Origin of the sequence: Vibrio aquimaris (assembly GCF_009363415.1) — a bacterium.
Lineage (GTDB): Bacteria > Pseudomonadota > Gammaproteobacteria > Enterobacterales > Vibrionaceae > Vibrio > Vibrio aquimaris.
On record NZ_CP045350.1, the window covers coordinates 1,258,491 to 1,285,011 of the forward strand.

26 protein-coding genes are annotated in these 26,521 nt (G+C 43.5%); 15 read left to right on the forward strand and 11 right to left on the reverse strand.

Annotated features, from left to right (window positions below; genetic code table 11):
• Nucleotides 1-16 precede the first annotated feature (16 nt).
• From FIV01_RS05860 to FIV01_RS05870, 3 genes are all read right to left on the reverse strand, one after another.
• A complete protein-coding gene (locus FIV01_RS05860; protein WP_152430159.1) occupies nt 17-910 on the reverse strand; it encodes a 1-aminocyclopropane-1-carboxylate deaminase/D-cysteine desulfhydrase in 894 nt (297 codons plus the stop codon).
• Between the two features lie 66 nt (nt 911-976).
• Entirely contained in the window at nt 977-2,236 is a 1,260-nt protein-coding gene (locus tag FIV01_RS05865; protein WP_152430160.1) for a sensor histidine kinase, read from the reverse strand.
• Between the two features lies 1 nt (nt 2,237).
• Complete coding sequence (locus FIV01_RS05870) at nt 2,238-2,912, reverse strand: response regulator transcription factor (protein ID WP_152430161.1); 675 nt, start codon at nt 2,910-2,912, stop codon at nt 2,238-2,240.
• Nucleotides 2,913-3,111: 199 nt separating this feature from the next.
• Between FIV01_RS05870 and FIV01_RS05875 the strand changes: the two genes are divergently transcribed.
• From FIV01_RS05875 to fabV, 6 genes are all read left to right on the forward strand, one after another.
• Nucleotides 3,112-4,119, forward strand: coding sequence for a glycosyltransferase family 2 protein (locus FIV01_RS05875; RefSeq protein ID WP_152430162.1), 1,008 nt, complete (start codon nt 3,112-3,114; stop codon nt 4,117-4,119).
• Nucleotides 4,109-5,512, forward strand: a complete 1,404-nt coding sequence (locus FIV01_RS05880) for an ArnT family glycosyltransferase (RefSeq protein WP_152430163.1) — start codon at nt 4,109-4,111, stop codon at nt 5,510-5,512. The genes FIV01_RS05875 and FIV01_RS05880 overlap by 11 nt, the downstream gene beginning before the upstream one ends.
• Entirely contained in the window at nt 5,509-5,916 is a 408-nt protein-coding gene (locus tag FIV01_RS05885; protein WP_246210431.1) for a GtrA family protein, read from the forward strand. The genes FIV01_RS05880 and FIV01_RS05885 overlap by 4 nt, the downstream gene beginning before the upstream one ends.
• A 337-nt stretch (nt 5,917-6,253) precedes the next feature.
• Nucleotides 6,254-6,874 (forward strand): TetR family transcriptional repressor PsrA, encoded by a 621-nt coding sequence (gene psrA / locus FIV01_RS05890; protein WP_415846716.1) that lies wholly within the window; start codon nt 6,254-6,256, stop codon nt 6,872-6,874.
• Between the two features lie 57 nt (nt 6,875-6,931).
• Nucleotides 6,932-9,223, forward strand: a complete 2,292-nt coding sequence (locus FIV01_RS05895; protein WP_152430165.1) for an acyl-CoA dehydrogenase — start codon at nt 6,932-6,934, stop codon at nt 9,221-9,223.
• 177 nt (nt 9,224-9,400) lie between these two features.
• Nucleotides 9,401-10,603 (forward strand): enoyl-ACP reductase FabV, encoded by a 1,203-nt coding sequence (fabV, locus tag FIV01_RS05900; protein WP_152430166.1) that lies wholly within the window; start codon nt 9,401-9,403, stop codon nt 10,601-10,603.
• Nucleotides 10,604-10,696: 93 nt separating this feature from the next.
• Here fabV and xthA read toward each other — a convergent pair whose 3' ends face one another.
• From xthA to dinG, 6 genes are all read right to left on the reverse strand, one after another.
• Nucleotides 10,697-11,503, reverse strand: coding sequence for an exodeoxyribonuclease III (xthA, locus tag FIV01_RS05905; protein WP_152430167.1), 807 nt, complete (start codon nt 11,501-11,503; stop codon nt 10,697-10,699).
• 92 nt (nt 11,504-11,595) lie between these two features.
• The gene (locus tag FIV01_RS05910; RefSeq protein ID WP_152431668.1) at nt 11,596-12,708 is read right to left on the reverse strand and encodes a cupin domain-containing protein; all 1,113 of its coding nucleotides are present in this window, start codon (nt 12,706-12,708) and stop codon (nt 11,596-11,598) included.
• 20 nt (nt 12,709-12,728) lie between these two features.
• Complete coding sequence (gene rsmS / locus FIV01_RS05915; RefSeq protein ID WP_152430168.1) at nt 12,729-12,887, reverse strand: pleiotropic regulatory protein RsmS; 159 nt, start codon at nt 12,885-12,887, stop codon at nt 12,729-12,731.
• A gap of 1 nt (nt 12,888) precedes the next feature.
• Nucleotides 12,889-13,434: a primosomal replication protein gene (locus tag FIV01_RS05920; RefSeq protein WP_152430169.1), complete on the reverse strand. Its 546-nt coding sequence runs from the start codon at nt 13,432-13,434 to the stop codon at nt 12,889-12,891.
• Complete coding sequence (locus FIV01_RS05925; protein ID WP_152430170.1) at nt 13,431-14,210, reverse strand: sulfite exporter TauE/SafE family protein; 780 nt, start codon at nt 14,208-14,210, stop codon at nt 13,431-13,433. Before FIV01_RS05925 ends, FIV01_RS05920 begins: the two co-directional genes overlap by 4 nt.
• Before the next feature lie 12 nt (nt 14,211-14,222).
• The gene (gene dinG, locus FIV01_RS05930) at nt 14,223-16,295 is read right to left on the reverse strand and encodes an ATP-dependent DNA helicase DinG (protein WP_152430171.1); all 2,073 of its coding nucleotides are present in this window, start codon (nt 16,293-16,295) and stop codon (nt 14,223-14,225) included.
• A gap of 517 nt (nt 16,296-16,812) precedes the next feature.
• Here dinG and FIV01_RS05935 point away from each other — a divergent pair.
• Nucleotides 16,813-17,883, forward strand: coding sequence for a porin (locus tag FIV01_RS05935; RefSeq protein WP_152430172.1), 1,071 nt, complete (start codon nt 16,813-16,815; stop codon nt 17,881-17,883).
• A gap of 73 nt (nt 17,884-17,956) precedes the next feature.
• The gene (locus FIV01_RS05940) at nt 17,957-18,622 is read left to right on the forward strand and encodes a DUF2057 family protein (protein ID WP_152430173.1); all 666 of its coding nucleotides are present in this window, start codon (nt 17,957-17,959) and stop codon (nt 18,620-18,622) included.
• 70 nt (nt 18,623-18,692) lie between these two features.
• On the opposite strand, the gene bioA is transcribed toward FIV01_RS05940, so the two are convergent.
• Nucleotides 18,693-19,970 (reverse strand): adenosylmethionine--8-amino-7-oxononanoate transaminase, encoded by a 1,278-nt coding sequence (gene bioA, locus FIV01_RS05945; protein WP_152430174.1) that lies wholly within the window; start codon nt 19,968-19,970, stop codon nt 18,693-18,695.
• Between the two features lie 121 nt (nt 19,971-20,091).
• Here bioA and bioB point away from each other — a divergent pair, with 121 nt between their 5' ends.
• The 4 genes from bioB to bioD are packed head-to-tail and all read left to right on the forward strand — an operon-like array spanning nt 20,092 to nt 23,762.
• Nucleotides 20,092-21,144, forward strand: a complete 1,053-nt coding sequence (gene bioB, locus FIV01_RS05950) for a biotin synthase BioB (protein ID WP_152430175.1) — start codon at nt 20,092-20,094, stop codon at nt 21,142-21,144.
• Nucleotides 21,131-22,276 (forward strand): 8-amino-7-oxononanoate synthase, encoded by a 1,146-nt coding sequence (locus tag FIV01_RS05955; protein WP_152431669.1) that lies wholly within the window; start codon nt 21,131-21,133, stop codon nt 22,274-22,276. The genes bioB and FIV01_RS05955 overlap by 14 nt, the downstream gene beginning before the upstream one ends.
• Nucleotides 22,276-23,079, forward strand: a complete 804-nt coding sequence (gene bioC / locus FIV01_RS05960) for a malonyl-ACP O-methyltransferase BioC (protein ID WP_152430176.1) — start codon at nt 22,276-22,278, stop codon at nt 23,077-23,079. The genes FIV01_RS05955 and bioC overlap by 1 nt, the downstream gene beginning before the upstream one ends.
• The gene (gene bioD / locus FIV01_RS05965) at nt 23,076-23,762 is read left to right on the forward strand and encodes a dethiobiotin synthase (protein ID WP_152430177.1); all 687 of its coding nucleotides are present in this window, start codon (nt 23,076-23,078) and stop codon (nt 23,760-23,762) included. The genes bioC and bioD overlap by 4 nt, the downstream gene beginning before the upstream one ends.
• Nucleotides 23,763-23,826: 64 nt before the next feature.
• Here the strand turns inward: bioD and FIV01_RS20590 are convergent, their stop codons facing one another.
• Complete coding sequence (locus FIV01_RS20590) at nt 23,827-23,994, reverse strand: hypothetical protein (RefSeq protein ID WP_172971820.1); 168 nt, start codon at nt 23,992-23,994, stop codon at nt 23,827-23,829.
• Between the two features lie 321 nt (nt 23,995-24,315).
• On the opposite strand from FIV01_RS20590, the gene htpX reads away from it, so the two are divergent.
• The 3 genes from htpX to FIV01_RS05980 all read left to right on the forward strand — a co-directional run bounded on the left by htpX (nt 24,316) and on the right by FIV01_RS05980 (nt 26,510).
• Nucleotides 24,316-25,176, forward strand: a complete 861-nt coding sequence (gene htpX, locus FIV01_RS05970) for a protease HtpX (protein WP_114785612.1) — start codon at nt 24,316-24,318, stop codon at nt 25,174-25,176.
• A 192-nt stretch (nt 25,177-25,368) separates the two neighbouring features.
• Nucleotides 25,369-25,788 carry a nuclear transport factor 2 family protein gene (locus FIV01_RS05975; protein WP_152430178.1) on the forward strand — a complete coding sequence of 140 codons (420 nt, stop codon included), beginning with the start codon at nt 25,369-25,371 and terminating at the stop codon, nt 25,786-25,788.
• The gene (locus FIV01_RS05980) at nt 25,785-26,510 is read left to right on the forward strand and encodes an SDR family oxidoreductase (RefSeq protein ID WP_152430179.1); all 726 of its coding nucleotides are present in this window, start codon (nt 25,785-25,787) and stop codon (nt 26,508-26,510) included. The genes FIV01_RS05975 and FIV01_RS05980 overlap by 4 nt, the downstream gene beginning before the upstream one ends.
• Nucleotides 26,511-26,521 lie beyond the last annotated feature (11 nt).

Below are 26,521 nucleotides of genomic sequence, written 5' to 3' on the forward strand. Positions count from 1 at the left end.
ATGAGCGAGAACAGCACTAGCGACCAAACTTTCTTTGGTATCTGGGCAGCATACTTTCGTTACCAAGTACGCCTCCTTGGTGGATATATAAAATGGTTTTATCTGAATTATTTGGGTGCCAATTGAGTAAACATTGCCACATCATAGGATCGTACAAGAGATCAAATTCAACCCGGGTTTGTTCGAGCAGAGCCAGCCATATTTGGTAGTCATTGTGATACAGCTTACCAAAGTGATGTTTGTTACCTAGCTGCTGAATTTGAGGTAGAGAATCAATATTGAGTGACTGGATTTGGTCAATTAAGTAATCTTTACCGCCCACACAGGGGCAGGTGATGACCTCGATTCCGTAAGGCTTAAGAAATTGCTGTAGATAAGCGCTTGTTGTTCCCGTACCAGAGGGAAGAGCGACAACAAAATCCATAGATTTTTGCGATTGGCTCCAGCTAACAATTTCGTCTGCTAACCCTTTAATACCATGTTGAGCATCTTGCTCTCTTCCTCCTTCGGCTACGACTAAACAGCTTGAATCAGGACAGCGGACAGTTTGGATAAAGTCTACTGGATGAAAGGAGGTATCATGCACTGCAATCACTTTAGCCCTAAGTTTAAGAGCGCCACCATAATTACCGATTGGTTTGTCGCGCAGCCAATCAGGGATGCGGTCAACATAGTACTCAAGCTTCCAACCTTTCAGCTTACAAAGCGCGGCAAGTGAATAAAGAGAGTTAGCTTGCGGGCTGCCATAGCTTATTAGAGTCTTAATCTGAGGCTGTTCACTTTGCAGCAGATACATGAATTTACGAGCTTTATTGCCACTAAACTGAGGATGGAGCATATCATCCCGCTTTAGAAAAAATTCAATACCTTCAAACTTGTGTTGAGTAATGGGAGAGTTGTTTAGCTTCATTCGTGGCTCTGTTAAATACCAAGACAAGCAGTGTAACCCTTAAATCGGGCTTATCAGAGTAATAAATTAAAATTCTATTTGCGCCAGGCATCCTCGATTGGGGTGATTAGTGAGACTAAAGCGCCAATTGTAACGCTGGCAAAGGTCATCAACGATCATTAATCCAAGTCCATGACCATTAGCATCAGGAGTTTGATTCAACCCTGGTCCGTCGTCGATAATGGAAAGTCGGTCCTGGGACAACGCAACATCGATTTTACCATTGGCTGTTGCAGCGATAGCGTTACGAATAAGATTACCCACAATCATGGTGACGACTGCTGGCGTTGCGCGAACCTCAGGCTGCCCTGATATTTGCATTTCTATTGAGATAGATTTCTGCTCGGCTTGATCGGTATGAGAGAAAATAATTGACTCCAGTTCAGCTTTGCTGATTTCACGTAACGGTGAGTTGTCGATATTGCGCTCGTAACGCACGATGGATAGCAGAGCGTCGACCATGACCGTCATTTGTGTACTGGCCTCTTCAATTCGCGTGATTTGTCTGTGCTGAAACTCAGAATGTTCTGAGCGGCTAAGAAGTGAATTTGCGCCTTTGACAACAGTTAAGGGGGTCCTTAACTCATGACTAGCATAGCGGGCGAATGCTTGCTCTCGTTTAATGGCAGTAGTCAAATCATGTCGATATTGGTTGAGCTGTTGAGTGAGAATTTGGAATTCATCCGCAGCGCCTTCGCCAAGCACAAAAGCTTGGTTTACGTCACCTGAATGCTCTTGTAACTGTTTAGCGATTTCATTGACAGGCTCAATCAGGCGTACTGATAGGCGATAAAGCAAAGTACCAAACAAGAACATGAGTAAAGAAACTAGGGTAATGACGAGCAAGCCTGAATAAACAAATTCATCGGTGTTAAATTCGACTTTATCGATCAAAGATAATAACACTAAGGTTTTGTCTTCGCCTTTATCGGTATACGAGCCTTTGTAGACCATGTAAGCATTAGGGTGCTCATCGGAATCAACCTCGCCGAGATAGGTATCATATTGCTCAGTGTATTGGCGATAAAACTCTGGTAACAGAGAGAGATCATTGTAGGCTTTGGTCAGGCTATCAATTTCTATCATGCCTTTCTCACCATTAAGGAAACGTTCTACCGCCGTGTCTCTGTCTATCAAAATAAGGCGCTCACCGACACGATCTTCAGACCAATCAAGCGAGAACATAAAAATCATAGAGATAATTACACCAATGATGCAGGAGATAGTGGTAAAAAAGAGCGCTAGACGTCCTGTGAGGGTTCGAGTACTGGAAAGAAAGGGTTTCATTCTATATTTCCTCAAGCCGGAAACCTATTTTTGGCAAGGTTGTTAGCATAGGGCGAGAGAAAGGCTTATCAAGTTGATTACGCAATTGATAAATGTGGCTACGCAGGACGTCATTGTGGGGCTCTTTTTCTTGCCAGAGTTTTTCAGATATTTCACGCCGAGTCACAATTTCTGGGGCTTTCAGACATAGCTGTTCAAGGATGGTGTAAGTCGTAGGGTTGAGTGCGAGCTTTTTGCCTTCTCTGTATGCTTGGCGAGTTTTTTGGTCTACCCGAAGACTTCCAAAACTGAGAGTACTTTGCGTCACCTCACCGCGGTAACGTTTAATGAGCGCTTTGATGCGCGCCTCGAGGATTTCCAAATCGAAAGGCTTAGTTAAATAGTCGTCTGCACCATGTTTAAAACCATTGAGCATATCTTCACGATTATCTAGTGCAGTGAGCATAAGAATAGGGGTATAGTTACCGGCATCTCTTAGCGAATTGCATACGGTTAAGCCATCCATGCGCGGCAGCATGAGATCGAGAAGAATTAGATCGAAGTTCTCATTGAGGGCTAATTGCAAACCAAGCTCGCCGTTATCCGCGTAGTCTAGTTCCATTCCAAGGCTTTCGAAATAATCAAAAAGCACCCCCGCAACTTCACGATTGTCTTCTACCAACAGTATTTTATGCATACCTACCCCCTCAAACACTAATAACAGCAGATATTACGTGAAAAAAATGTCAACGACATTGTTTTCACACTGCTGTCGGTAAGCTTGCTTAAGTCTAGGACTGAAGTGAAAAGTGTGCGCGATGACGCTTCGGTTAATGTTAGGAATCAGTACGTATTACGAGACATCAGAGTACGTACACCAGTAAAGTGATGAACTTATGGGATTAGTGACACCATTACCAAACCAATCAAGAGGTGTAACCTTGTCGGTTATTGTGCCTTTTTACAATGAAGAAGACGTTTTACCCGAGTTACACCATCGACTTATGTGTGTGTTAGAAAGTTTGTCTGAGTCCAGTGAAGTTATCTATATCGATGATGGCAGTACGGACAAGAGTAGCCAGCTTGTGACAAGCTTTGAATCAGATTTTGCTTCAATTCGCTGTATCGAGTTAAGCCGCAATTTTGGCAAAGAAGCAGCGATGAGTGCAGGACTTGAGCATAGTCGGGGGCTTGCTGTGATAATCATTGATGCCGATTTACAAGATCCTCCAGAGCTTATTCCCACTATGTTAGCAAAATGGCGCCAAGGATATGATGTTATCAACATGCAGCGCAGTGAGCGGCATGGCGAAACCTGGCTAAAGAAAACCTCAGCAGCGCTCTTCTATCGCTTGATGAACACTTTAGTCAAATCTGACATTCCAGAAAATGTGGGTGACTTTAGGCTTCTGAGCCGTGAAGTTGTCGATCATATTAATCGTCTTCCCGAGCGTAATAGGTATATGAAAGGCATTTTTGCTTGGCCGGGATTTAGCCATGCCACGATTCCATTCAAGCGTGACGCAAGATATTGTGGTGAAAGTAAGTGGAACTACCTCAAATTAATTGGCTTAGCCATTGATGGCATTACTTCATTTTCTATTCGCCCTCTTCGTCTAGCAACCTTGATCGGTGCCTCCATTGCTTTAGGGGCATTTATTTATGGCGGTTTTATTGTTTTGAAAACGGTATTACTTGGGGAAGCTGTCAGCGGATACCCGTCACTTATGGTTACACAACTAGCGTTAGGGGGTATCCAATTGTTATCGATAGGGCTACTAGGAGAATATGTAGGACGAATCTTTATCGAAGTCAAAGCTCGCCCTCTCTATTTGATCCGCACAGTGACAGATAAATCAGCCTCTGCGACTATTAAACAAATGGAGAGAAAGCGTGAGTTTTAATCGGGTGCATTTATGGATTTTACTTGGCGTGACTTTAGTTACTCGTTTGCTGAGCTTGGGTGCTTACCCTCTTATGGATACAACCGAAGCGCGCTATGGTGAAATGGCCAGGTTAATGGTTGAAACCAATAATTGGATAACGCCTCAGTTTGACTATGGCGTGCCATTTTGGGGTAAACCTCCTCTTTTTGCGTGGATGAGCGCACTGGGTATCAAGCTATTTGGCGTGAATGAGTTTGCTGTCCGCTTTCCGCATTGGTTAGCGGGCGTTCTAATTGTAGGATTGGTTGCCTACTTCGCTAAGCGGGTGGGCTTTAGTGGTCTAGTTTCAGCCTTGGTTTTATCAACGTCTGGTGTATTCCTTATTTCGGCTGGTGCTGTGATGACAGATATCGCACTTACCTTGGGGATGTCGCTAGCACTAATAGGGTTTTATTTGTGTTGGCAGGGCTCAAAGTTATGGGGCTATCTTGCGTTCTTAGGTTTAGCAATCGGTCTTTTAGCAAAAGGGCCATTAGTCATTGTTCTGGTAGGGTTAGCTGTTGTTCCATGGCTTGTGATGCATCATGGCTTTTTGGGATCGTTAAAAGTGCTATGGCAAAGGTTTCCAATGGTTGGCGGGCTATTGGTGATGGGGGCTATTTCTATTCCTTGGTATATTGCTGCCGAGCGAGCCACACCGGGCTTTTTAAATTATTTCATTATCGGTGAGCACATAAAACGATTTGTTGTCAGTGGCTGGCAAGGTGATCTCTATGGGACTGCTCATAATGAAGCGCGTGGGACCATATGGTACTTCTGGCTTTATGCGGCTGCTCCATGGTCATTGATTCTCCCTATTCTATGGTGGAACAAGCGTAAGCAGTTGGGTATAGGTATTGACCCTGAAAGTGGGTTGTTGAGCTTTCTTGTTTTTTGGATGCTATCACCCATGCTTTTATTTACCTTTGCGGGCAATATTTTACCCGCTTACGTATTGCCGGGCATACCTGCAATGAGTGTGTTGATTGCGATTTTACTGTCCGACGAAGGCAATGATAATCAATGGTTTAAGATTGTTTCTGGTGTTGTGCCCATCCTTCTACTTGGGGCGGTAATCTTTATTCAGTCAGGGACAGGCAATAGACGAAGCGACAAGGCTCTGCTTCGTGATATAGACCCTAGTGTACCCACTTATTATATTGGACGGCGCCCATTTTCTGGCCAGTTCTATAGCAGCGGGAAAGCGAAATACCTTCAAAATTACGAAATCTTAGACCATTTAAAAAGAGCGCAGCTTATTGGTAAAAAAGAGGCTGTTGAAGAGGTCGTTCATAGTAAAAAGATGAATTGCTCTATCGATACTGTGGAACATAGTCGGCGAGTACTATATCGATGCGAGCGTCCAAGATGAGTAGCAGAATAGTAAGTTTTGCTGTCGTAGGCGGGGTGGGTTTCCTCGCTGACTCTGCTTTATTCTCAGCCTTGTATTATGGATTGGAATTCGAAATCCTGTCAGCACGCGTCGCTTCATTTTTGTTTGCCGCAACTATCACTTGGTTGGGCAATAGGATGTTTACCTTCGCAAATGTTACTGGCGGTAATACTGTGATCCAATGGCTGAAATTTATGACAAGCGCCACAGTCTCCTTACTTCCTAATTTAGCCATGTTTAAACTCATTATGTTGTTTTATACGAATGAAAGCACAAGTGTAATGGTTGCTTTTATTGGTGGGGTTTTATCTGGAATGGTCAGCAATTTCTTACTTAACCAGTATTGGGTGTTCGGTAAAGAAGAAGCGATAAGAACGCACTAAATCAAGTGAATAAAAAAAGCCCAGAGCAATCCGGCCCTGGGCAGATACAAAACATAGGAGTTATATAAGAAAAAGCAGCGTAAATTAGTCACGTAAGTCGAGCAAGCAGGGTGTTTATCAGCCTGCAAACTCCATAAATATTGGCTAACTACATATAGTCAGACTCAACTCTTCTCAATCGGTTCCATTATTTTGCAAAATTATTTTATTTTTTAAATTAACCAATCTGCTCATCTGGTCTGACCATCATTGAAAAATGTGATGTTAATAACTTGTTGGATACTTGTTTCGGTTGTATATTTCAAACAGATGTTTAATACGAGCGATTGAAATATCGATGAGACAGACGACCAAAGACAAAATCCTAGATGTCGCTGAAGCCTTGTTTGCCGAGCATGGCTTTAATGACACGTCACTGCGGACAATCACCAGCAAGGCTGGCGTTAACCTTGCGTCGGTGAATTATCATTTTGGTGATAAAAAGACCTTAGTGCGTGCGGTGTTGAACCGATACCTAGAAGCCTTCATGCCTGCAGTTCAAGATGCGTTGATTACACTTAACCTCGATCAAAGTTACTCGATGTCAGATGTCTTTGAGTCGTTGAGAGGTCCACTACGAGCACTCAATGATATACGGCCAAATGGAACAAGCCGATTTATGTTATTGATTGGTAGAGGGTATACCGATGTACAAGGTCATTTGCGCTGGTTTATCACCACTCGTTATCAAGAGGCCTTATCTTTGTTTACTCAATCGGTACTCAAAGCGAATCCAAACCTGACCCAAGAAACCTTGTTTTGGCGGCTTCACTTTACGCTCGGAACTTGTGTTTTCACCATGGCTTCAAGTCAAGCTCTGATGGAAATTGCAGAAAATGATTACGAAAGGCAGATGGACGCTAAATATATCGTCGATCAGCTTATTCCTTATTTAGCTGCTGGTGTGGCGGCTGATTAAGAATGGGATACAACAATTATAAGTTGGACCACCAACTCGTGACAAAAGGAACTTATTATGTGCTCTTTACGTAGAAAATGGGTCAGCGACCCCGCTTTTAAAATGTTCAAGAAAGTACTGCCACCTCTTTCCAGTACGGAACGAGAAGCGATGGAAGCGGGTAGTGTTTGGTGGGATGGCGAACTGTTCTCTGGGCGCCCGGATTTTTCTAAACTGCACAAATACCCAATGCCAAGTCTATCGGCGGAAGAGCAATCTTTTGTTGATAACGAGTTGGAAACTTTGCTCTCTATGTTAGACGATCACAAGATTGTTAAACATGACCGAGATCTTCCAAAAGAGGTTTGGGAATATTTGCGTAAAGAACGCTTCTTTTCGTTAATTATTTCAAAAGAATATGGCGGACGTGAATTTTCAGCGCTTGCTAATTCAACTATTGTTACCAAAATAGCGACACGCAGTATCAGTACGGCGGTATCGGTTATGGTACCGAACTCTCTTGGACCAGGTGAGTTGTTATCGCATTATGGCACGCAAGAGCAGAAGGACTATTGGCTCCCACGCTTGGCTGATGGCACCGATATTCCGTGTTTTGCTTTAACAGGCCCTGAAGCAGGTTCAGATGCTGGTGGCATACCAGATGAAGGCGTGGTTTGCTATGGGAGATACAAGAATAAAAAGGTACTAGGTATTCGCCTCAATTGGAACAAGCGTTATATCACGCTTGCGCCAGTGGCCACCGTATTGGGCCTTGCCTTTAAAATGTACGATCCTGAAGGTTTGATTGGTGACAAGAAAGATCTCGGTATTACCTGTGCGCTGATCCCTGCTGATCACAAAGGGGTCGAAATAGGCGAGCGTCACGATCCTATGGGATTAGCGTTTATGAACGGCCCAACCCGAGGCAAAGATGTCTTTATTCCTATGGAATGGCTGATTGGTGGACAAGAGTACGCGGGTAGAGGCTGGCGAATGCTAGTTGAGTGCTTGTCAGCAGGCCGTGGTATTTCATTACCAGCGTTAGGCACAGCAATTGGTCACTTAACGGCACGTACGACAGGCGCTTATGCGTATGTACGTAAGCAGTTTGGGATGTCAATTGGTAAGTTCGAAGGAGTAGCTGAAGCACTGGGTCGAATCGGTGGCTTGACGTATCTTCTAGAAGCCAGTCGCACATTGACTACTACATCGTTGGATTTAAAAGAAAAGCCGGGAATTGTCACCGCCATCGCTAAATACCATATGACAGAAATGGCTCGTACCATTTTAAATGATTCAATGGATATTCATGCCGGGCGCGCGATTCAAGATGGCCCAATGAATTATCTTGCTACTCATTATCTTGGTATTCCCGTTGCGATCACGGTCGAAGGGGCGAATATTCTAACTCGTAACCTGATGATATTTGGTCAAGGGGCAACCCGCTGTCATCCGTTCGTTCTCAAGGAAATGGAATCCGCGGCCAACCAAGACCAAAAGCAGGGTGCGAAAGAATTTGATGACTTGTTATTTAAGCACATAGCTCACGCGGCTAAGAATACTCTTGGCGCATTCGGCGCGGCTCTGACAGGCTCTTACTTTATTAAAGCCGACATGAGTGGTCCAACCCAAGTGTATTACAAAGACTTAACTCGCCTCAGCCGTGCTTTGGCAGTGAGTGCAGACATCGCTATGGCAACGTTGGGCGGCGATTTGAAACGTAAAGAGATGATTTCCGCTCGTCTTGGTGACGTACTGGCATACCTCTATATGGGCTCAGCAGCATTGAAGAAATATGAGGACGAAGGGCGCCAGCAACAAGATTTGGATTATGTTCATTATTCTGTTCAGCACTGTTTGCATAATGCTGCTCGAGCTCTGACGGAAGTGTTTAGTAACTACCCACAAAAAATGGTTGGTGTGTTGCTTAAAGGTTTGATATTCCCTCTTGGTAATCATTTCAACAAGCCAAGTGATGATTTGACGGTAAAACTAGCTGAAAGTCTGATGACTCCGGGCGTGCACCGCGACCGACTCACTCACCTTTGTTATGTGGGTAAAGAGCAAGATGATGCGGTTGGTTTGATGGATGAAGCTTTCCTTGCCATGTACGGCATTAAAGGGCTTGAGAGAAAACTTATGAGAGCAGCTCAGGAAGGTAAAGTCGACCGTAAAGGACCACTGAAAGAGCGCCTCGAGCAAGCTCTGGCAGCCGATGTGTTTAATGAAGATGAAGTGGAACAAATTATGGCGGCTGAAGCGCTACGCTATAAAGCCATTCAAGTGGATGATTTTAGTCATGATTTGAGCCGAGTAACAACGGGCGGAAAATCCAAGAAAGGCAAAGCAAACCTCGATAGTGTTGCCTAACATCTACTATACCTCCTAATCTAAGGCACCCAAGCGGTGCCTTTGTTTTTGTTCGAAATCTAAAACTTGGATGAAAGACATCCAACCACTTGCATTTTGAGTAGATTTTTACAGAAATTAGATGCGAACAATTGCTGAACCTTTTATCCTAGCGGGGTTTTTAAAAGGAAGCTGAATATGATCATCAAACCTAGAATTCGTGGATTTATCTGTACAACGACACACCCAGTAGGCTGTGAAGCTAACGTAAAAGAACAAATCGCTTATACAAAGGCGCAAGGCCCAATTGCAAATGCTCCAAAACGTGTGTTAGTTGTCGGTGCATCCAGTGGTTACGGTCTGTCTTCTCGTATCGCTGCGGCATTTGGTGGTGGTGCTTCGACTATCGGCGTTTTCTTCGAAAAAGAAGGCACAGAGAAAAAGCCTGGTACGGCTGGTTTCTATAACGCAGCAGCATTTGAGAAGCTGGCTCGTGAAGAAGGCCTGTATGCAAAAAGCCTTAACGGCGATGCTTTTTCCAATGAAGCGAAGCAAAAAACAATTGAGCTTATCAAACAAGACTTAGGTCAGATTGATATGGTGGTTTACTCGCTGGCATCGCCAGTGCGTAAAATGCCAGAAACGGGTGAATTGATTCGCTCTTCACTAAAGCCAATTGGTCAAACTTATACGTCAACGGCTGTCGATACCAATAAAGATGTGATTATTGAAGCAAGCGTTGAGCCAGCAACCGAGCAAGAAATTCAAGATACTGTTACTGTTATGGGCGGTGAAGACTGGGAACTTTGGATCGATGCTTTGTCTGATGCAGGTGTATTGGCAGAAGGCTGCAAAACCGTTGCTTACAGCTACATCGGAACAGAGTTGACTTGGCCTATCTATTGGGATGGTGCTTTGGGCAAAGCTAAGATGGACCTAGATAGAGCGGCTGCAGCACTGAACGAAAAGCTTGGAGTAACAGGTGGAAGTGCTAATGTTGCGGTACTCAAATCTGTGGTAACTCAAGCAAGTTCAGCAATTCCGGTTATGCCACTGTATATCGCTATGGTGTTTAAGAAAATGCGCCAAGAAGGTGTACACGAAGGGTGTATGGAGCAGATCTTCCGCATGTTTAATGAGCGCTTGTATAAAGCTGATGGTAGCGCTGCTGAGGTGGATGATAGAAATCGTCTGCGTTTGGATGATTGGGAGTTGCGTGATGACATTCAGCAACACTGTCGCGACCTATGGCCACAAATTACCAGCGAAAATCTGAAAGATTTGACCGATTACGTAGAGTACAAAGAAGAGTTCTTAAAGCTATTCGGCTTTGGTGTGACGGGTGTGGATTACGACGCTGACGTAAATCCTGTGGTCGAAGCCGACTTTACTGCGATTTAATCGACTCTAAAACAAATTTATGAAAATTAAAGAGCTGGCACACTAGATTGTGCCAGCTCTTTTGTTATATCAGGTTTACTGGGTCTGAAGGCTTTACTTAAAGCATGACCATATTGGCGCATGATCAGAAGGCTTTTCTATACCGCGCAGTTCATAGTCGATGTCTGACTCAATACATTTCTCTGCCAAAGAAGGCGTTGCTAAAATTACGTCAATTCGCAGACCACGGTTATCATCAAAGCCTCTAGAGCGATAATCAAACCATGAAAAACGATCATTGGTATCAGGGTGGATTTTGCGGAATGTATCGACAAAACCCCAGTCTAGTAGAGTTTGTAGCCACTCTCTTTCAATAGGTTGGAACGAACATTTGCCCGTTTTGAGCCAACGTTTTCTATTTGGTTCACCGATACCAATGTCTGAGTCTAACGGACTAATATTGATATCACCCATCACAATCAACTGCTCATTGTTGTTGTGATGCTCATTTAAGTAGGTCATTAGGTCTTTATAGAACTGGCGCTTATATGGAAACTTAGTTTCGTGCTCTATGTTCTCGCCTTGCGGAAAATAGCCGTTTAATATGGTGACCTTCTCTCCATTGTCATCCTCTACCGTTGCCATGATCATACGTTTTTGATGATCGTCATTATCAGTTGGAAATCCTTTACGAATAGAAATAGGCTCTTTTTTACACAGCATGGCCACACCGTAATGTGCTTTTTGGCCATGGAAATAGACCTTATAGCCCATGGCTTCGACTTCTTGCAATGGAAACGCTTCATCGTGAACTTTGATTTCTTGTAGGCCGATGACATCAGGGTGGTGTTTGTCAATCATTGCTTGAAGCTGATGAAGTCTGGCTCTTAGGCCATTGATATTAAATGATATGACTTTCATTTGATTAGAGTCCTTGGAACTGGAATTCGCGGTAAATAATTCATGCTACTACAGATAACAATGCCTGTATTCATTAATCGGTTTAAATGCTTCTAGTCCAAATACCACAAACCAGCATTTACTAGTGATACAAGCAGTTCAATATCGGCTTGTGCTAGTTTACTTTGGATATCGTGATAGCTTATTTGGGTTTGGTTACATAAAAGGTCCATTAAGTGCTCAGACTCTGTATGGTAAGTCTCGCCATTGATATAAACGCAAGAGGCAGCATTTTGTAGATAAAGCGCTTTTAGCCCAGATACTTTGTGCAGAAAGCCTAGATCTTTTAAATGACTTTGTATTTCAATCGCAGTGACTGGTGTGTCTGGCTCGATAATATCAAGCTGATGGCGAGACTGGCTGAGCAGGGCACCAATACTGTTGTGAATATCATTGTCAGATTGCAGTGCGCTGCGCAACATAGCAGTCATCTTATCCAAGTCGCTGGTTTGGATTTCTCCATACTTGGTTTGAGGCTTCATACCTGGGTTGTGAAGATGTTTATCACCTTTATCATTCGCGATCATATAATCTGCAAAATGACTCAATAGCTCGCGCTCTTTGGGGGACCTAAAGCCAACAGAATAGCTCATACTTGGCTCAAGCGTATCACCTTCGTGTGGGAATCCGGGTGGAATGTAGAGTATATCTCCCGGCATTAAGACCTGATCTATAATGGCATCAAATCCAGTGATTTGGCGAAGGGCGCCCGCTTGGATAGATTCTTGATACTGCCCCTCATCTCTTGCTCCAACGCGCCAATGACGTTTTCCGCTCCCTTGAACAATGAACACATCATACTGGTCGATATGGGGGCCAACACCACCCTGTGGAGCCGAGTAACAAACCATCAAATCATCAAATAACCATTGAGGCAGAGCTTTAAAAGGCTGAACCAGTTCCGCTGTACCAGCGTGCCAATGATTACACGCTTGAACAACCAATTGCCAGTGAGTTTGTGGTAAGTTCTCAAATAGAGAGCCTTCAAACGGACCATGTTCGACAGACCAGTTACCTTCTTGGTGACTGATAAAACGTGAATCAATCTCGTCTTCCATGGACAAACCTGCCAGCTCGTCAGGCGATATAGGGTCGATGAAATTAGAAAAGCCTGCTTTAATAATGGTCGGTTTCTTATGCCAATAATTGGCCAAGAAGTCTTCCATATTGATGTTTAATGAATAGCTCACTGGTTGTCCTCCAGCTTTCTTTCTATATCCGATGTCACTATCTTGATTGCTTCGAACGCAACTTTAGGGTCTATGTTGTGGCTTTCGATGAGATAAATTAGGTCTACCGCAAGTTTAATTTCATCCGGTGCCTGTTCCAGATCGGGAGATGACATATTACTGATTTCGCTCTTTATAGGTAATGTGTTTTTCTATTCTGAGTTTAGCTTGTTGGCAGCGCTGTAAGCGCCTTCGGGCGGCTTCGAGTTTTTGAAAAGAAAGCCCTTTATCTTTGCCCGTTGCTTGGCTGTATATTTGCTCTGACTGAGTGACAATGGCTTTGAGTTGTGATTCCCACGTTTGGTGCTGAGCAAGGTTTTGATAGAGCTGACTGAGATCATTTTGTTGTGATGGTCTTTGGCGATTTTCTTGTTGCCTTACATCAAAAGAATCTAGTTCCTTTTTGAGCGCGTCGATCTGACAAATAAGTTTTTCCGCTAAATAACTCACTTGAGCATGATTTGGAGCTAACTTCACTTGGGTGACGAGCTTATCAAATGTTTGTTTGGCTTCTGTAACATAAGGGTGCAACCGAGCAGACTGACAGTGAAATAAGCTTTGATCAAATAGAGGCCGATGGTAATCACCATACTGCTTATCTCTTTGGATTGCTTGAGTTTCTAGTTGGTCCAACCGATCTGACAGCGCACTAAGATTCGTCATACGGGCATAAACCAAGCTTCGTAAGCGAGTTTAACCGCCAGTACGCTTACTACGGCAATAAATACAGGCCGGATAAACTTAGCACCGAAACGAATGGCTGAATGAGCACCGACAAAGGCACCAGCCATCAAACATATTCCCATTGGTAGCCCTAAAACCCAGTCTATATGACCAAGTATTGCAAAGGTGACCAAAGAGGTAAAATTACTGGTAAAGTTCATTGCTTTGGATAAACCAGACGCCAGTAATATATTAAGTCGATACAAAGCCATGGAGCTTACGGTCCAAAATGCGCCCGTTCCCGGTCCTGCCAGTCCATCATAGAAACCAATACTAAACCCTTGCAGATACTGCTTTTTATTAAACTTAGGGCAAGGTTCTGGAATATCATTGCTGATACTGAACGGGGTTTTGTGCCAAATGGTATACAAAGCGGCAAGTAAAATAATAAGTGGCAGAATTTTCTCCAGCCACTCTGTGCTGATAAGGTCAACCACGAGTGTTCCTACTGTTGCCCCTATGAGCGTGGAGACAAAAGCGCGTTTCCAACACTTTGGCTTGAACAAACGTTTTTTGTAGTAGGTAAAGGCGGCCGTCGAAGAAGCAAAACTTGCAGCTAACTTATTGGTGCCAAGCGCAATATGAGGGGGCAGTCCCAAGGAGAGTAGAGCAGGCACGGTCAGCATGCCGCCACCGCCAGCAACAGCATCAATAAATCCTGCTAAAAAGGCAATCAAGGCCAGTACCAACAGTAATGTTGGTTCAAAAAATTCCATACAATATCTTAATTATTCGATGATAAGTTTAAACGGTGGCAGTGAATCGATCAGAGCTTGTCCGTAACGCTTTGTGACTAGGCGTCGATCAAGAATGACTACCCTACCAAAATCACGTTCCTTTCGCAGTAATCGACCGACAGATTGAATCAATTTTTTACTTGCTTCTGGCACGGCTATCTGCATGAAGGGATTCCCGCCTCTACTTTCGATGTACTCTGCGTGAGCCTGCTCAACAGGAGAAGTAGGCACCGCAAAAGGTATCTTAGTTATAATCAGGTTTTCCAACAGTTCACCGGGTAAGTCTAGACCTTCTGAAAAGCTTCCAGTCCCAAATAATACGCTAGTTTTTTGGCATTGAACTAGAGTTTTATGTTTATTTAGAATTTCTGAGCGTGAGCTTTTACCTTGAACTTGTATCGACCAGCCCCTTTTCTTACATAGTGATGCGATAGAATCAAATACCTGATTCATTTGCCAATAAGATGAAAACAAAACCAGATTGGCTTTATTTTCTTGGATAAGATTGGGTAGGGTGTCGACTAAGACTTGGGTGAACTGTGTTGCTGATGGCTCGCATGGCATTTTAGGGATCAGCAGCTCTGCTTGATTCTGATAATCAAATGGTGAGGCTAAGGCAAGGAATTTCACACCATCTTCTGGCTTTTCACTAATACCTGCTTGGCGGCAAAAAAAGCCAAATGAGTTTAAAGCACGCAGAGTGGCTGACACCAACACAGCGCCAATGCAGCGGCTCCAAATTTGTTGGTCTAGCTGCCAGCCTACTTCTAAAGGAGAAACATTGACCACAAAGTCACCTTCCCGCTCCGGCGCTAACTCTAACCATCGAGCCAAAGGGGCCCCTTTTTCTCGAAGCGGCTGGGCCATTAGGCTCCATACTTGCGCTAAATTATCCATACGTTGTATAAAAAAACCTAGTTCAGCCAATGCAGGCTCTGCCAAGCGATTGGAAAGTTCGCCATCTTTGACTCTTTCTGCAATCAATTCTGCCACTTTGGTTACTGACTGTGCCCCCTTTTGCGTTAGAGCCTTTAACTGCTTTGACTCTTGCTCTAACCAATCAGGTAATTCACCATGCTCAAAGCGATAACATCCATCTTCAAATTGCGTTGCATCAAATCGACTCGCAAGCTGCGTGAGTGATGGGATAAGCTCTTGGATTGAAGCTTGCAGCTCATTACAAAAACGAGCCACTCTTTTCTCATCAGCAAGATTGGCAAACTTTGTCACTGATTGATTGAGTTTTTCGAGCCAAGCTGCCGCGCCTTTTAAACTTGCCGCGGCAGAGGCATGATCTCTGGCAACGTGAGGAAGGTGATGGGCTTCATCAAACACGTAAATGGTATTTTCTGGCTCAGGAAGAATAACGCCGCCGCCAAGATCGGCATCCGCCATCACCAGACTGTGATTGGCGATGATCACATCGGTTTTATCCAGCTCTGCACGCGCTTTTTGAAATGGACAGCTTCTGTGTGCTGGCATACTTAAATTACAGCTGTGCTTATCACTGACAATAGATTGCCAGATAGCATCATCTATCGGCTTTGGCCAAGAATCTCTGTCGCCATCCCATTTGTTCTGCGCCAGTTTTTGAGCCATAAGTTGTAGTTGTTCGATATCTTTTGCTTTGGGTTTGGTATTGAACATAGCTATTTGCCCGCCATCAGCGCCACTGGCTGTCGCGAGCTTTTCGGCGCAGCAGTAACGTTGCCTACCTTTGGCGAGAATAAATGAAAATTCTCTATCAATCAGCCTTCGGTATAAAGGTAAGTCTTTATTGATAAGTTGTTCTTGAAGCGCAACCGTGGCGGTGGAAATGACGACCTTGCGATTGTTATGTAAAGCAACCGGAATACTTGCCATTAAGTAAGACAAAGACTTTCCAATCCCAGTTCCCGCTTCAGCGACAATCATCCGTGTCGTTTTATGATAGTCACCACACAAGGATTTCGTGATTTCTGCCGTCAGGTAATTTTGAGCTCGGCGAGGGATAAAATTATCCATCTGTGATTGTAAATTCTGGTAGCTGGTACGAATGGTTTTTTGAATTTTACTGGTTGTCATACGGAGGCCTTCGATGTCGAAGGGCGATGATAGCACACTTGCCTAAACGGTAAGTAGTGCAGTGAAGAATGTGCTTTCGTTTAAATTATAGATCTTCTTCACAAAAAAAAACTGAACCTTCATAAACTTAGCAACCGAAATGAGACTAAGAAAGATATCTCTTTATAAGTGATTTTTTACTAGTTATTTATTCTGTTTATTAACACTAATAAAACACTTATCAGGCTTAAATTTCAATTTTCACGGTTTTTCTCAATAATGATAATTTGATTTTTTTGTTCAAAATGCACTCTAATAGGGCTTGCATATCAAAATAACTGCATGTTTTTTATAGAATTTATCTTTTTTTAGTTAATATATTTATAGTATTTGACACTGAAGAGATTCTTTTGCAATCTAGTCCCGCAATTTAATGGCGACAACATCTGACCAGTTAGAGTTCGGAGTTGTCATCAAAAAACATCAAGGAAACCTCAAAAGGTTTACCTTCATTCTATAGAAAAGGCAGTGGATTATTATGAAAAAGACTCTAGTAGCTCTTTCAGTTCTAGCAGCGGCAGCGAACGTAAATGCGGCTGAAATTTATTCAACAGATGCATCTAAAGTATCGCTATCTGGTGAAGTTGATGCATACGTTGCAGCAACAGATATCGACAAGCAGCAAAGTGCGAACGTAGTAACAAACACTGAAACAGACCCATCTGTTATGGTTTGGGGCAAAATCCAGCTAGACGCTGAGCACAAAGTAAGCGATACGCTAACAAGCTTTGCTTCATTTGAAATCGAATCTGAAACAGGTTTTGATTCAGACGAAACAGATAACAATGCAACGTTTGATGACCTATACGTTGGTGTAAAAACTGATACTTGGGGCGTTGCAGTCGGTGAAGTAGGCGATCTAGCAGCTTCAACAGATGCGATTGAAAAAGGTGACATCACTAACGAAGGTCAATTCCTTGGTGATGCAGGCGGCCACCGCTCAGAGTCTGACGGTAACGGCATTGTATTTAAAGCTGAACTAACTGATGGTTTAGTATTTGTTGCTGACGTTAACACTGAGTCTGATAAAGATGTCGATAACACTTACGGTGCGTCTTTAGATTGGGCAATCAATGATATGTTCTCTGTAGGTGCAACCCTTGTAAATGGTGAAGTAGAGCAAGATGTTGATTACCAAGTAGGCGGTGTATCTGCATCTGTAACATACGGTGGTTTCTTCTTCGCGGCGACTTACGCTCAATACGAAGGTGTAAACTCATTTGGATTATTTGGAGATAGTGTCGGCACGACCAATTACGCTTATACTGATGGCGATGCTTACGGCGTAGCAGCTCAGTACACAGTCAATAAAACTCGCCTGTACGCAACTTATGATGTTATTGCTTTAGATGAAATGTCTCGAACTAGTGCTAATGCAGAGGGTGACACAACTAACCTAGTTTTAGGTGCTGAATACTCACTGTTAGATAATGTAACTATCTTTGGTGAATATCAAACGGCTGAAACATCAAATGACTTCACAGGTGCAAACGGTGGTGCTGGTCTAGACGCTGATACATTCGTATTAGGTACTTACTACACATTCTAATTACTTGTTAATTAGGGTATTATTTAAGCCAACGCATTTGCGTTGGCTTTTGTTATTTTAAAGGAATACCAGATTGAAAACGATCAACATTCTTCTTTTGGCTGTATTGGCCTCCGCTGTTTCTTATTCCGCTTTAGCGGTTGAATTGGATTTAGCCAGTGGTATTTCGGTGCCAGTGTTAAATGGTAAAAAAGTTAAGGATGATAACCTTGATTTTGTCGAAGGTGAAAACCAACTTGTGTTTGAGTTTGCTGGCAAGCTTAAAGACAACAACAAACGTAAATATTATTCTGCGCGCCCCTATATTGTGACTTTGGACCTTACTGGTGTCAAAACACTTAAAGTTGAGCTTGTATCGAATAAGCTTAACAAAATAGATCGCAGCGTAAATAAAAAACAACCTATCTTTGAGTTCACAATAGACGGTAAGCAGGTAGAAGACTCACAACAAATGCTGCCGCCGGCAGAGGGTGTTTTCCCCTATTCGAATGTGCCGCTGCTAGTTGAAAACTATAATAAAGAACGCGGCCTAGTATTTGATTCGGGTAAGGTAGTCGAGCTTAAAGCTGAGCTTGCCAAGCTAGAGCAAGGTGAAGCCGTAAGCTCTGGTGAGCGCAAAACCACTACTATTGCAGGTGTGACGGAAACCGAGAGCACTTTGCAGTTAAAACTGTGGTATTTAAAGGCCAGTAATGAAGAGCGTAAAAACTTCAAACGCTGGATGATTGAACAAGATTAATTTTAAAAGGCCTAGTCACTATGACTGGGCCTTTTACTTACACGCTATGACCTAAACGAGGTTAGTCACTTTACTGAAAACAGTGTGGATCTTGAAGCGCTGTTTCTATCGCAGCAACAAGAGCGTTTATATGCTCATCTTGGCTAATAAAAGGTGGCATCATATAGATAAGCTTACCAAAGGGTCTTATCCATACCCCTTGCCCGACAAATAAAGTTTGAATGGCTTCCATATTTACTGGGCGTTTGGTTTCCACAACGCCAATCGCACCTAACCAGCGCACATCTTTGACCAAGTCATAGTTAAGCAATTTAGGTAATTGCGCTGCGAAATTAGCTTCAATTGTTTCAACTTGCGCTTGCCACTCACCTTGTTGTAAAAGCTCGAGACTTTTGCCCGCTACCGCACAGGCCAGCGGATTCGCCATAAAGGTAGGGCCGTGCATAAAGCAGCCTGCTTCCCCAGAGCAAACCGTATCTGCGACCTCTTTTGAAGTGAGCGTTGCAGAGAGCGTCATATAGCCACTGGTCAGCGCTTTACCTACACACATAATGTCTGGTTTGATGCCAGCATGCTCACAAGCAAACAGCTTACCTGTACGACCAAAGCCTGTTGCGATCTCATCAAGAATAAGCAGCACACCATATTCATCACATAAGACTCGAACGCCCTGTAAAAAGTTGGGGTGATAAATTCGCATCCCTCCCGCCCCTTGGACCATTGGCTCAAGAATAACAGCAGCAATCTCGTGTTGATGCTGGCTTATTTTGTCCCTAAAGTCATCGAGATCAGCCTCATCCCACTCTTGGTGAAAGCCGGTTTTGGGCGATGCAGCAAAAATATGCTCAGGTAAGAATCCTTTATATAAAGAATGCATAGAGTTGTCGGGATCGGTGACAGACATAGCGGCAAAGGTGTCACCATGATAACCGTCTCTTAGAGTCAAAAACTTAGGGCGCTGTTGCCCTTTGCTATGCCAATACTGAAGCGCCATTTTTAAACTGACTTCAACGGCTACCGAACCCGAATCGGCTAAAAAGACTTGCTCTAGATTTTCGGGCGCCATAGAAAGGAGGGTTTTACACAAATTGATTGCAGGATCATGAGTTATGCCGCCAAACATCACATGGGACATTTTATCGATTTGTGTGTGAGCGGCTTGATTAAGCTGCGGGTGATTGTAGCCATGAATAGCGGCCCACCAAGATGACATGCCATCGACAAGCTGCCGTCCGTCTTCGAGATGAACGTATACACCATCAGCAGAAGTGACAGGGTAGCAAGTTAAAGGATTGAGTGTTGAAGTATACGGGTGCCAGATGTGGCGACGATCAAAGTCAAGATCCATAAAAAACCATAGATTAAAAAATAAACAAATGTAAACTTTTGATTTTAAAAGTTGTTGACAGTGTACATGGTGTGGTTAGACTAGCCAAGCCATTCATTACAACAAACTATAAGGAAGTCATGTGGAAGCACGTCACAACTGGACTGTTGAAGAAGTCAGAGCATTAATGGACAAGCCATTTATGGATCTTTTGTTTGAAGCGCAATTGGTCCACCGCCAGCACCAACAACATAATTATGTGCAAGTGAGTACACTGCTTTCGATAAAAACGGGCGCTTGTCCTGAAGATTGCAAATATTGCCCCCAGAGTGCGCGCTATCAAACGGATATCGAAAAAGAGCGTTTGATGGAAGTTGAACGTGTACTTGATGCCGCGCAGAAAGCCAAAAGTGCAGGGTCGACACGTTTTTGTATGGGGGCAGCATGGAAAAACCCTAAAGCGCGCGATATGTCGCACTTAGCTGAAATGATCAAAGGTGTAAAAGGCATGGGGCTAGAAACCTGTATGACTTTGGGGATGCTGACACCAGATCAAGCAAAAGAGCTGGCTGATGCAGGGCTGGATTACTACAACCATAATTTGGATACCTCTCCAGAGTTTTACGGCAGTATCATCACGACGCGAACCTATCAGGACAGATTAGATACCTTGTCCCATGTGAGGGATGCCGGAATGAAAATATGCTCTGGGGGGATTATTGGCATGGGTGAGAGTGCCAATGATCGTGCTGGGCTATTAGTCGAGCTGGCAAACCTTCCTACTCACCCTGAAAGTGTGCCAATAAATATGTTGGTTAAAGTAAAAGGCACACCACTTGAGGACGTTGATGATGTTGAACCTTTCGATTTTATTCGCTTAATCGCCATAGCGCGCATTTTAATGCCCAATGCAGCTGTCCGCTTGTCTGCTGGTCGAGAAGATATGAACGAGCAAATGCAAGCGCTGTGTTTTATGGCTGGAGCCAACTCTATCTTCTACGGGTGTAAGCTCCTTACCACCCCGAACCCTTCCGAAGATAAGGATATGCAGCTATTTGATAAGCTTGGTATCAATCGACATGAAGTCTCACAACGCCCAGATGAAATTGAGGAGAATGATTTACTTGACCGTGTGGTTGAGAGAGTGGCGGCACGTCCGGAAAAAGGCGATCTGTTTTATGATGCCACCATTTAATGCTCGTATTTCCAAACAATTGGAAAAACGTTTAGATTCGGGGCTTTCAAGAAGCATACGTACGATTGAGGCTGGAAATACCGCTAGTTTATCCTATCAGTCAAAGAGCCATATAAATTTTTCAAGTAATGATTATCTAGGCTTAGCGGCGGATAAAACCCTATCGCAAGCGTGGCAGCGAGGAATTGATTTATACGGCAACGGTAGTGGCGCTTCACCTTTGGTGACAGGCTTTTCAATAGCTCATGCCGATTTAGAAGCCTCGCTTTGTGATTGGCTTGGTTTTGAACGAGCGATTTTGTTTTCTTCAGGGTTTTCAGCTAATCAAGCAGTATTGTTTAGCCTGATGAAAGAAGGAGATTTGCTCGTACAAGACAAGCTAAATCATGCCTCTTTGATTGAAGCTGGCATACATTGCCCTGCGGCGATGAAGCGCTTTCGTCATAACGATATTGGGCATCTAAAAAGAAGGTTAACTTCTAGTGGTTTAGTGGTGACTGAAGGGGTGTTTAGTATGGACGGCGACTTAGCCCCGCTTTCGGACATATATACTATTACTCAGGTAAATTCTTGGCTTATGGTTGACGATGCTCATGGCATTGGTGTACTTGGTGATGAAGGGAGAGGGAGTTGCCATAGTGCGGATGTAACACCCGAGATCTTGGTCGTCACTTTTGGTAAAGCGCTTGGCCTATCTGGCGCAGCCGTTATGTGCAACCAAGATTTAGGTGACTATTTTACTCAGTTTGCGAGACATCATGTCTACTCAACCGCTATGCCTCCATCACTTGCTCATGCTATCAGTCAAAGCATTGAAATGGTTCGCACCCAGCAGTGGAGACGCGACAAGCTTGCAGAATTACAAAGTGAGTATCAGCAAAGATTTTCTATGCTTGATGGCTATGTTGAAACCGAAACACCCATTAAACCATTCTTGATTGGCGATAGTGGCGCATCAATACAAATTGCTAAGGCTTTGTCAGATATGGGCTTATGGCTAACCGCGATCAGACCGCCGACTGTGGCTAAAAGCGCCGCTCGTCTGAGAGTAACACTGACCGCGAATCATAGTGTCAATCAAGTCAGAGCCTTAGCCAATGCAGTAGAGCAGGCGATAGAAAAGGTAGCGTAATGGAACAGGCGATTTTAGATTATCCCTTGCCATATGAAGATAAATCGGCTGTTGCCGAGGCGTTTGGCAAAGCTGCAGAAACTTATGATTCTCATGCAGCCTTTCAAAGAGAAGTGGGGACTCGGTTACTTCGGCTATTACCAAATGATATTAACGGTAAAACTGTCTTGGATCTTGGCTGTGGGACTGGCTATTTTGCCGCCTTGTTAAGAGAACGAGGTGCCAATGTCATTTGTTGTGATTTATCGCAGCAAATGCTGGACAAAGCGAGAGAGCGTTGTGGAGTAGAGCAGATGCACTATCAACTGGGTGATGCTGAATCCTTACCCTTGGCTTCTCAATCCGTAGATTTGGTGTTTTCTAGCTTAGCATTGCAATGGTGTGGTGATTTATCCCAGCCGCTGCGTGAAATGCGCAGAGTACTGAAGCCGAGTGGTGGCATTTATTTTTCTACCTTGCTCGATGGCTCTTTATCTGAGCTTAGGGAAGCGTGGAGTGTGATAGATAAGTATCAGCATGTTAACGACTTTTGCAGTATAGATGAGATAAAAATTGCGTTAGCGCAATCTGGCTCTGATTGTTATCAGTTAGACTTGCCTACTATTACGCTCTGGTACGACTCTGCATTTTCATTAATGCGGGATTTAAAAGGGATTGGTGCTAGCTATGTGCATGGACGATCTCAGGGATTGACTAGTCGTAGTATGTTACAAAACGTCGAGCAGGCTTATCAAAAATTTCGAAACTATAAAGGCTTGGTACCTGCTACATATCAGGTTTGTTTAGGGGTAATTCATATATGACTCATGCTTTTTTTATTGCGGGTACGGATACTGATGTTGGTAAAACCGTTGCCTCTACTGCGATTCTCAATGCACTTGCGCTAAAAGAGGTAAAAACGATTGGTTACAAACCCGTAGCTGCGGGCAGTGAAGGAACAGACCTCGGATTTCGTAACTCAGATGCCTTGTATCTGCAGAAGGCATCGACTGTTGAAACTGAATATGAGGATATCAATCCTTATCCACTCGAGCTTCCAACATCGCCGCATATTGCTGCGCAGCGTGAAGGTGTGGATATCCAATATTCTGTGCTTAGTGATAAGCTGTCAATTCATAAGGAAAAGGCAGATTTTGTGTTGGTTGAGGGAGCTGGTGGATGGCGAGTACCAGTCAGTGGCGAAGAATGTCTTTCTAGTTGGGTGCAACAGGAAAAACTACCAGTGATCTTGGTCGTGGGTATTAAACTTGGCTGTTTAAGTCATGCTATGTTAACCCTCGACGCGATAGAAGCTGATGGGTTGAAAGTCATTGGATGGGTTGCGAATAGAATCAACCCAGGTACCGAACATTATGCTGATATTATTGCAATGCTTGAGAACAAAATCTCAGCGCCCAAACTTGGTGAGATCCCATACATTCCAAGCATTAAGCAGAAAAATCTCGCCCAATATCTAGATGTTTCGACGCTTTTTGATATGTCCTGATTGATGCAGTTCAATACGAGCAAAAAAGGCTGCGAATGAAATGCAGCCTTTTTTAATGAGATAATTAGCTTTCTTGATTGGCAGTCATGAGGGATTTATGAGTTTCAGCCACATGCTTTTGCATTTGTTGCTGTGGGCAAATACCGAGCTGCTGTTTGGCTTCCTCTTCTGAGATATCGAGGTGGCAACATAATAAATCAATAGCCATCTGGTAATTGTGTGTCTCCGCCATGATTGTTTCCTTTTAACACATGAGTATCCTATCACTACCCAATCTAACATGTGTGCATTTATGAGCAATAAGACAAAAGTCTAATCTAAGAATTGCCCACTTATGGATTCACATTCAGGCATTTTGATGTTGAATTTTAGGGTGGAGAAACTAAATGTTGCAATTTGCCTCTACCACTTGTAATTAAAAGCAATAGACTATATCTAATAAAGAGATAATCAGTGTTCAAACGGTGTAGAGTCTTTATCTGGTTTTGTATTAATAAATGCTAACCCACCTATATTGGGAACACTATAAAGAGTTCAATGTCGGAGAAAAGTAATGAAGCGTGTAATCTTGTTTTTGGCAACCAACTTGGCCGTTGTATTGGTCTTGAGTGTTGTTTTAAATATTGTCTATTCTGTCACAGGTATGCAGCCCGGTAGCCTTTCTGGTTTACTTGTTATGGCAGCTGTGTTTGGCTTTGGTGGCGCGTTCATTTCTTTGATGATGTCTAAAGGAATGGCTCTTCGCTCTGTCGGGGGTATGGTGGTTGAAAGCCCTCGCAATGAAACTGAACATTGGTTGCTTGAAACTGTCCGCCGCCAGTCTCAACAAGTCGGAATTGGAATGCCAACCGTTGCCATCTATGATTCAGCGGATATTAACGCTTTTGCAACAGGAGCAAAGCGGGATGACTCTTTAGTCGCTGTATCTACTGGCTTACTTCACAATATGACCCGTGATGAAGCGGAAGCGGTATTGGCGCATGAGGTTAGCCATATTGCAAATGGAGATATGGTCACCATGACGCTTATGCAAGGAGTTGTGAATACATTCGTGATTTTCTTATCGCGCTTTATCGCCAACATTGTTTCTTCAAACGATGAAGAAGAGGGTGGTAGCAATATGATGGTGTATTTCGGTGTGTCGATCGTTTTAGAGTTGGTATTTGGGTTCCTAGCAAGCTTTATCACTATGTGGTACAGCCGGCATCGAGAGTTTCACGCCGATGCTGGCGCCGCTAATCTAGTGGGTAAGCATAAAATGATTGCCGCTTTGGAGCGTCTTAAACTCAGCCACGAATCTCAACTTGAGGGTTCGATGATGGCATTTGGTATTAATGGTAAACGTTCAGTGACAGAGCTATTGATGAGCCACCCACCACTTGATAAGCGAATTTCTGCTTTGCGCGATCTATAGAAGGGATTTCAGGTTCGATCATATCCTAATAAATTGAAAAGGCTTAGTTTATAACTAAGCCTTTTTTTGATCCCTTTGAAATAGTTACCGTATAAGTTATACAAAATTTTATTTGTACAACTTTTCGGTTTCACCTATCGTTTGTATGTTGTACAAAAAAATTATGTGTATAACATAACGAGAGGTGATCGAATGGACGTAGAAACAGTCGGCGAGGTTTATCAAAAGCTTAACAAGTCAAACCTTCACCTGTTGTCAGATGTATACCATCAAGAAGTTGTGTTCGAAGATGCTGCGCACAAATTAGAGGGATGGACAGAGCTAGAAAGCTATTTCCAAACCCTGTACAGCAATGTGAAACGTTGCGACTTCGATATTAAAGAGCACCAACAATCTGGAGACAGTGGGTTTTTGACTTGGAAAATGGCATTAGAGCATCCCAAGCTATCTAGTGGGTCTACTGTTTATGTCAACGGCGTCAGCCACTTAAAGTTCTCTCAAGGTCGGGTAATCTACCACAGAGATTACTTCGATCTTGGAGAAATGCTCTACGAAAATTTGCCTTTACTGGGGTCGTTGATAAAAGCAATCAAAGTGAGGTTAGGCAAATGAAAACGGTCTTGATTACGGGAGCAACATCGGGAATCGGACTTCAGTTGGCGATCGACTATGCTCAAACTGGCGCTATTGTGTACGCGTGTGGTCGAAACCAAGAACGTTTGAATGAATTGAGTTCCCAGTTTGTAAATATTCATACTTTGGCGTTCGATCTCACCGATCTTGATGCCACAAAACAGACGTTATCGTCATTAGAACATATTCCTAACTTGTGGATATTGAATGCGGGTGATTGCGAATATATCGACGATGGTCAACTTGATGCGAAACTAGTAAAGCGCGTCTTTGACATCAACGTAGTGGGGCTTACCAATGCAATCGAAGCTTGTCAGCCACATTTTAGCAGGGGTCAAAGATTGGCTATCGTAGGTTCCATTGCGAGTGAAGTTGCTTTGCCGCGAGCAGAAGCATACGGAGCGTCAAAGGCGGCGGTGAGTTATCTGGCTAGGGCGCTTCAACTTGATCTTAAGCCACAGGGAATCGACGTATCTATCATTTATCCTGGTTTTGTCAAAACACCACTTACGGACAAAAACACCTTCGATATGCCGATGTTAATTTCATCTGAACGAGCATCGAAAGAGATTAGAGAAGGCCTAGCAAAGGGACGCAGTCACATATATTTCCCGAAAAAATTCACATCCATTTTGCGTTTAATCGGCGCGCTTCCTTACCGCTGGCAGAATGCACTGACGGCTAAGCTACTTACCCAATAAAAAAGGAATAA

Excerpts from the sequence above, each read along its gene's own strand:
- FIV01_RS05860 (WP_152430159.1), bottom strand. The coding sequence starts at position 910 with ATGAAGCTAAACAACTCTCCCATTACTCAACACAAGTTTGAAGGTATT.
- FIV01_RS05865 (WP_152430160.1), bottom strand. The coding sequence starts at position 2,236 with ATGAAACCCTTTCTTTCCAGTACTCGAACCCTCACAGGACGTCTAGCG.
- FIV01_RS05870 (WP_152430161.1), bottom strand. The coding sequence starts at position 2,912 with ATGCATAAAATACTGTTGGTAGAAGACAATCGTGAAGTTGCGGGGGTG.
- FIV01_RS05875 (WP_152430162.1), top strand. The coding sequence starts at position 3,112 with ATGGGATTAGTGACACCATTACCAAACCAATCAAGAGGTGTAACCTTG.
- FIV01_RS05885 (WP_246210431.1), top strand. The coding sequence starts at position 5,509 with ATGAGTAGCAGAATAGTAAGTTTTGCTGTCGTAGGCGGGGTGGGTTTC.
- psrA (WP_415846716.1), top strand. The coding sequence starts at position 6,254 with ATGAGACAGACGACCAAAGACAAAATCCTAGATGTCGCTGAAGCCTTG.
- FIV01_RS05895 (WP_152430165.1), top strand. The coding sequence starts at position 6,932 with ATGTGCTCTTTACGTAGAAAATGGGTCAGCGACCCCGCTTTTAAAATG.
- fabV (WP_152430166.1), top strand. The coding sequence starts at position 9,401 with ATGATCATCAAACCTAGAATTCGTGGATTTATCTGTACAACGACACAC.
- xthA (WP_152430167.1), bottom strand. The coding sequence starts at position 11,503 with ATGAAAGTCATATCATTTAATATCAATGGCCTAAGAGCCAGACTTCAT.
- FIV01_RS05910 (WP_152431668.1), bottom strand. The coding sequence starts at position 12,708 with ATGGAAGACTTCTTGGCCAATTATTGGCATAAGAAACCGACCATTATT.
- rsmS (WP_152430168.1), bottom strand. The coding sequence starts at position 12,887 with ATGTCATCTCCCGATCTGGAACAGGCACCGGATGAAATTAAACTTGCG.
- FIV01_RS05920 (WP_152430169.1), bottom strand. The coding sequence starts at position 13,434 with ATGACGAATCTTAGTGCGCTGTCAGATCGGTTGGACCAACTAGAAACT.
- FIV01_RS05925 (WP_152430170.1), bottom strand. The coding sequence starts at position 14,210 with ATGGAATTTTTTGAACCAACATTACTGTTGGTACTGGCCTTGATTGCC.
- dinG (WP_152430171.1), bottom strand. The coding sequence starts at position 16,295 with ATGACAACCAGTAAAATTCAAAAAACCATTCGTACCAGCTACCAGAAT.
- FIV01_RS05935 (WP_152430172.1), top strand. The coding sequence starts at position 16,813 with ATGAAAAAGACTCTAGTAGCTCTTTCAGTTCTAGCAGCGGCAGCGAAC.
- bioA (WP_152430174.1), bottom strand. The coding sequence starts at position 19,970 with ATGGATCTTGACTTTGATCGTCGCCACATCTGGCACCCGTATACTTCA.
- FIV01_RS05955 (WP_152431669.1), top strand. The coding sequence starts at position 21,131 with ATGCCACCATTTAATGCTCGTATTTCCAAACAATTGGAAAAACGTTTA.
- bioC (WP_152430176.1), top strand. The coding sequence starts at position 22,276 with ATGGAACAGGCGATTTTAGATTATCCCTTGCCATATGAAGATAAATCG.
- bioD (WP_152430177.1), top strand. The coding sequence starts at position 23,076 with ATGACTCATGCTTTTTTTATTGCGGGTACGGATACTGATGTTGGTAAA.
- FIV01_RS20590 (WP_172971820.1), bottom strand. The coding sequence starts at position 23,994 with ATGGCGGAGACACACAATTACCAGATGGCTATTGATTTATTATGTTGC.
- htpX (WP_114785612.1), top strand. The coding sequence starts at position 24,316 with ATGAAGCGTGTAATCTTGTTTTTGGCAACCAACTTGGCCGTTGTATTG.
- FIV01_RS05975 (WP_152430178.1), top strand. The coding sequence starts at position 25,369 with ATGGACGTAGAAACAGTCGGCGAGGTTTATCAAAAGCTTAACAAGTCA.
- FIV01_RS05980 (WP_152430179.1), top strand. The coding sequence starts at position 25,785 with ATGAAAACGGTCTTGATTACGGGAGCAACATCGGGAATCGGACTTCAG.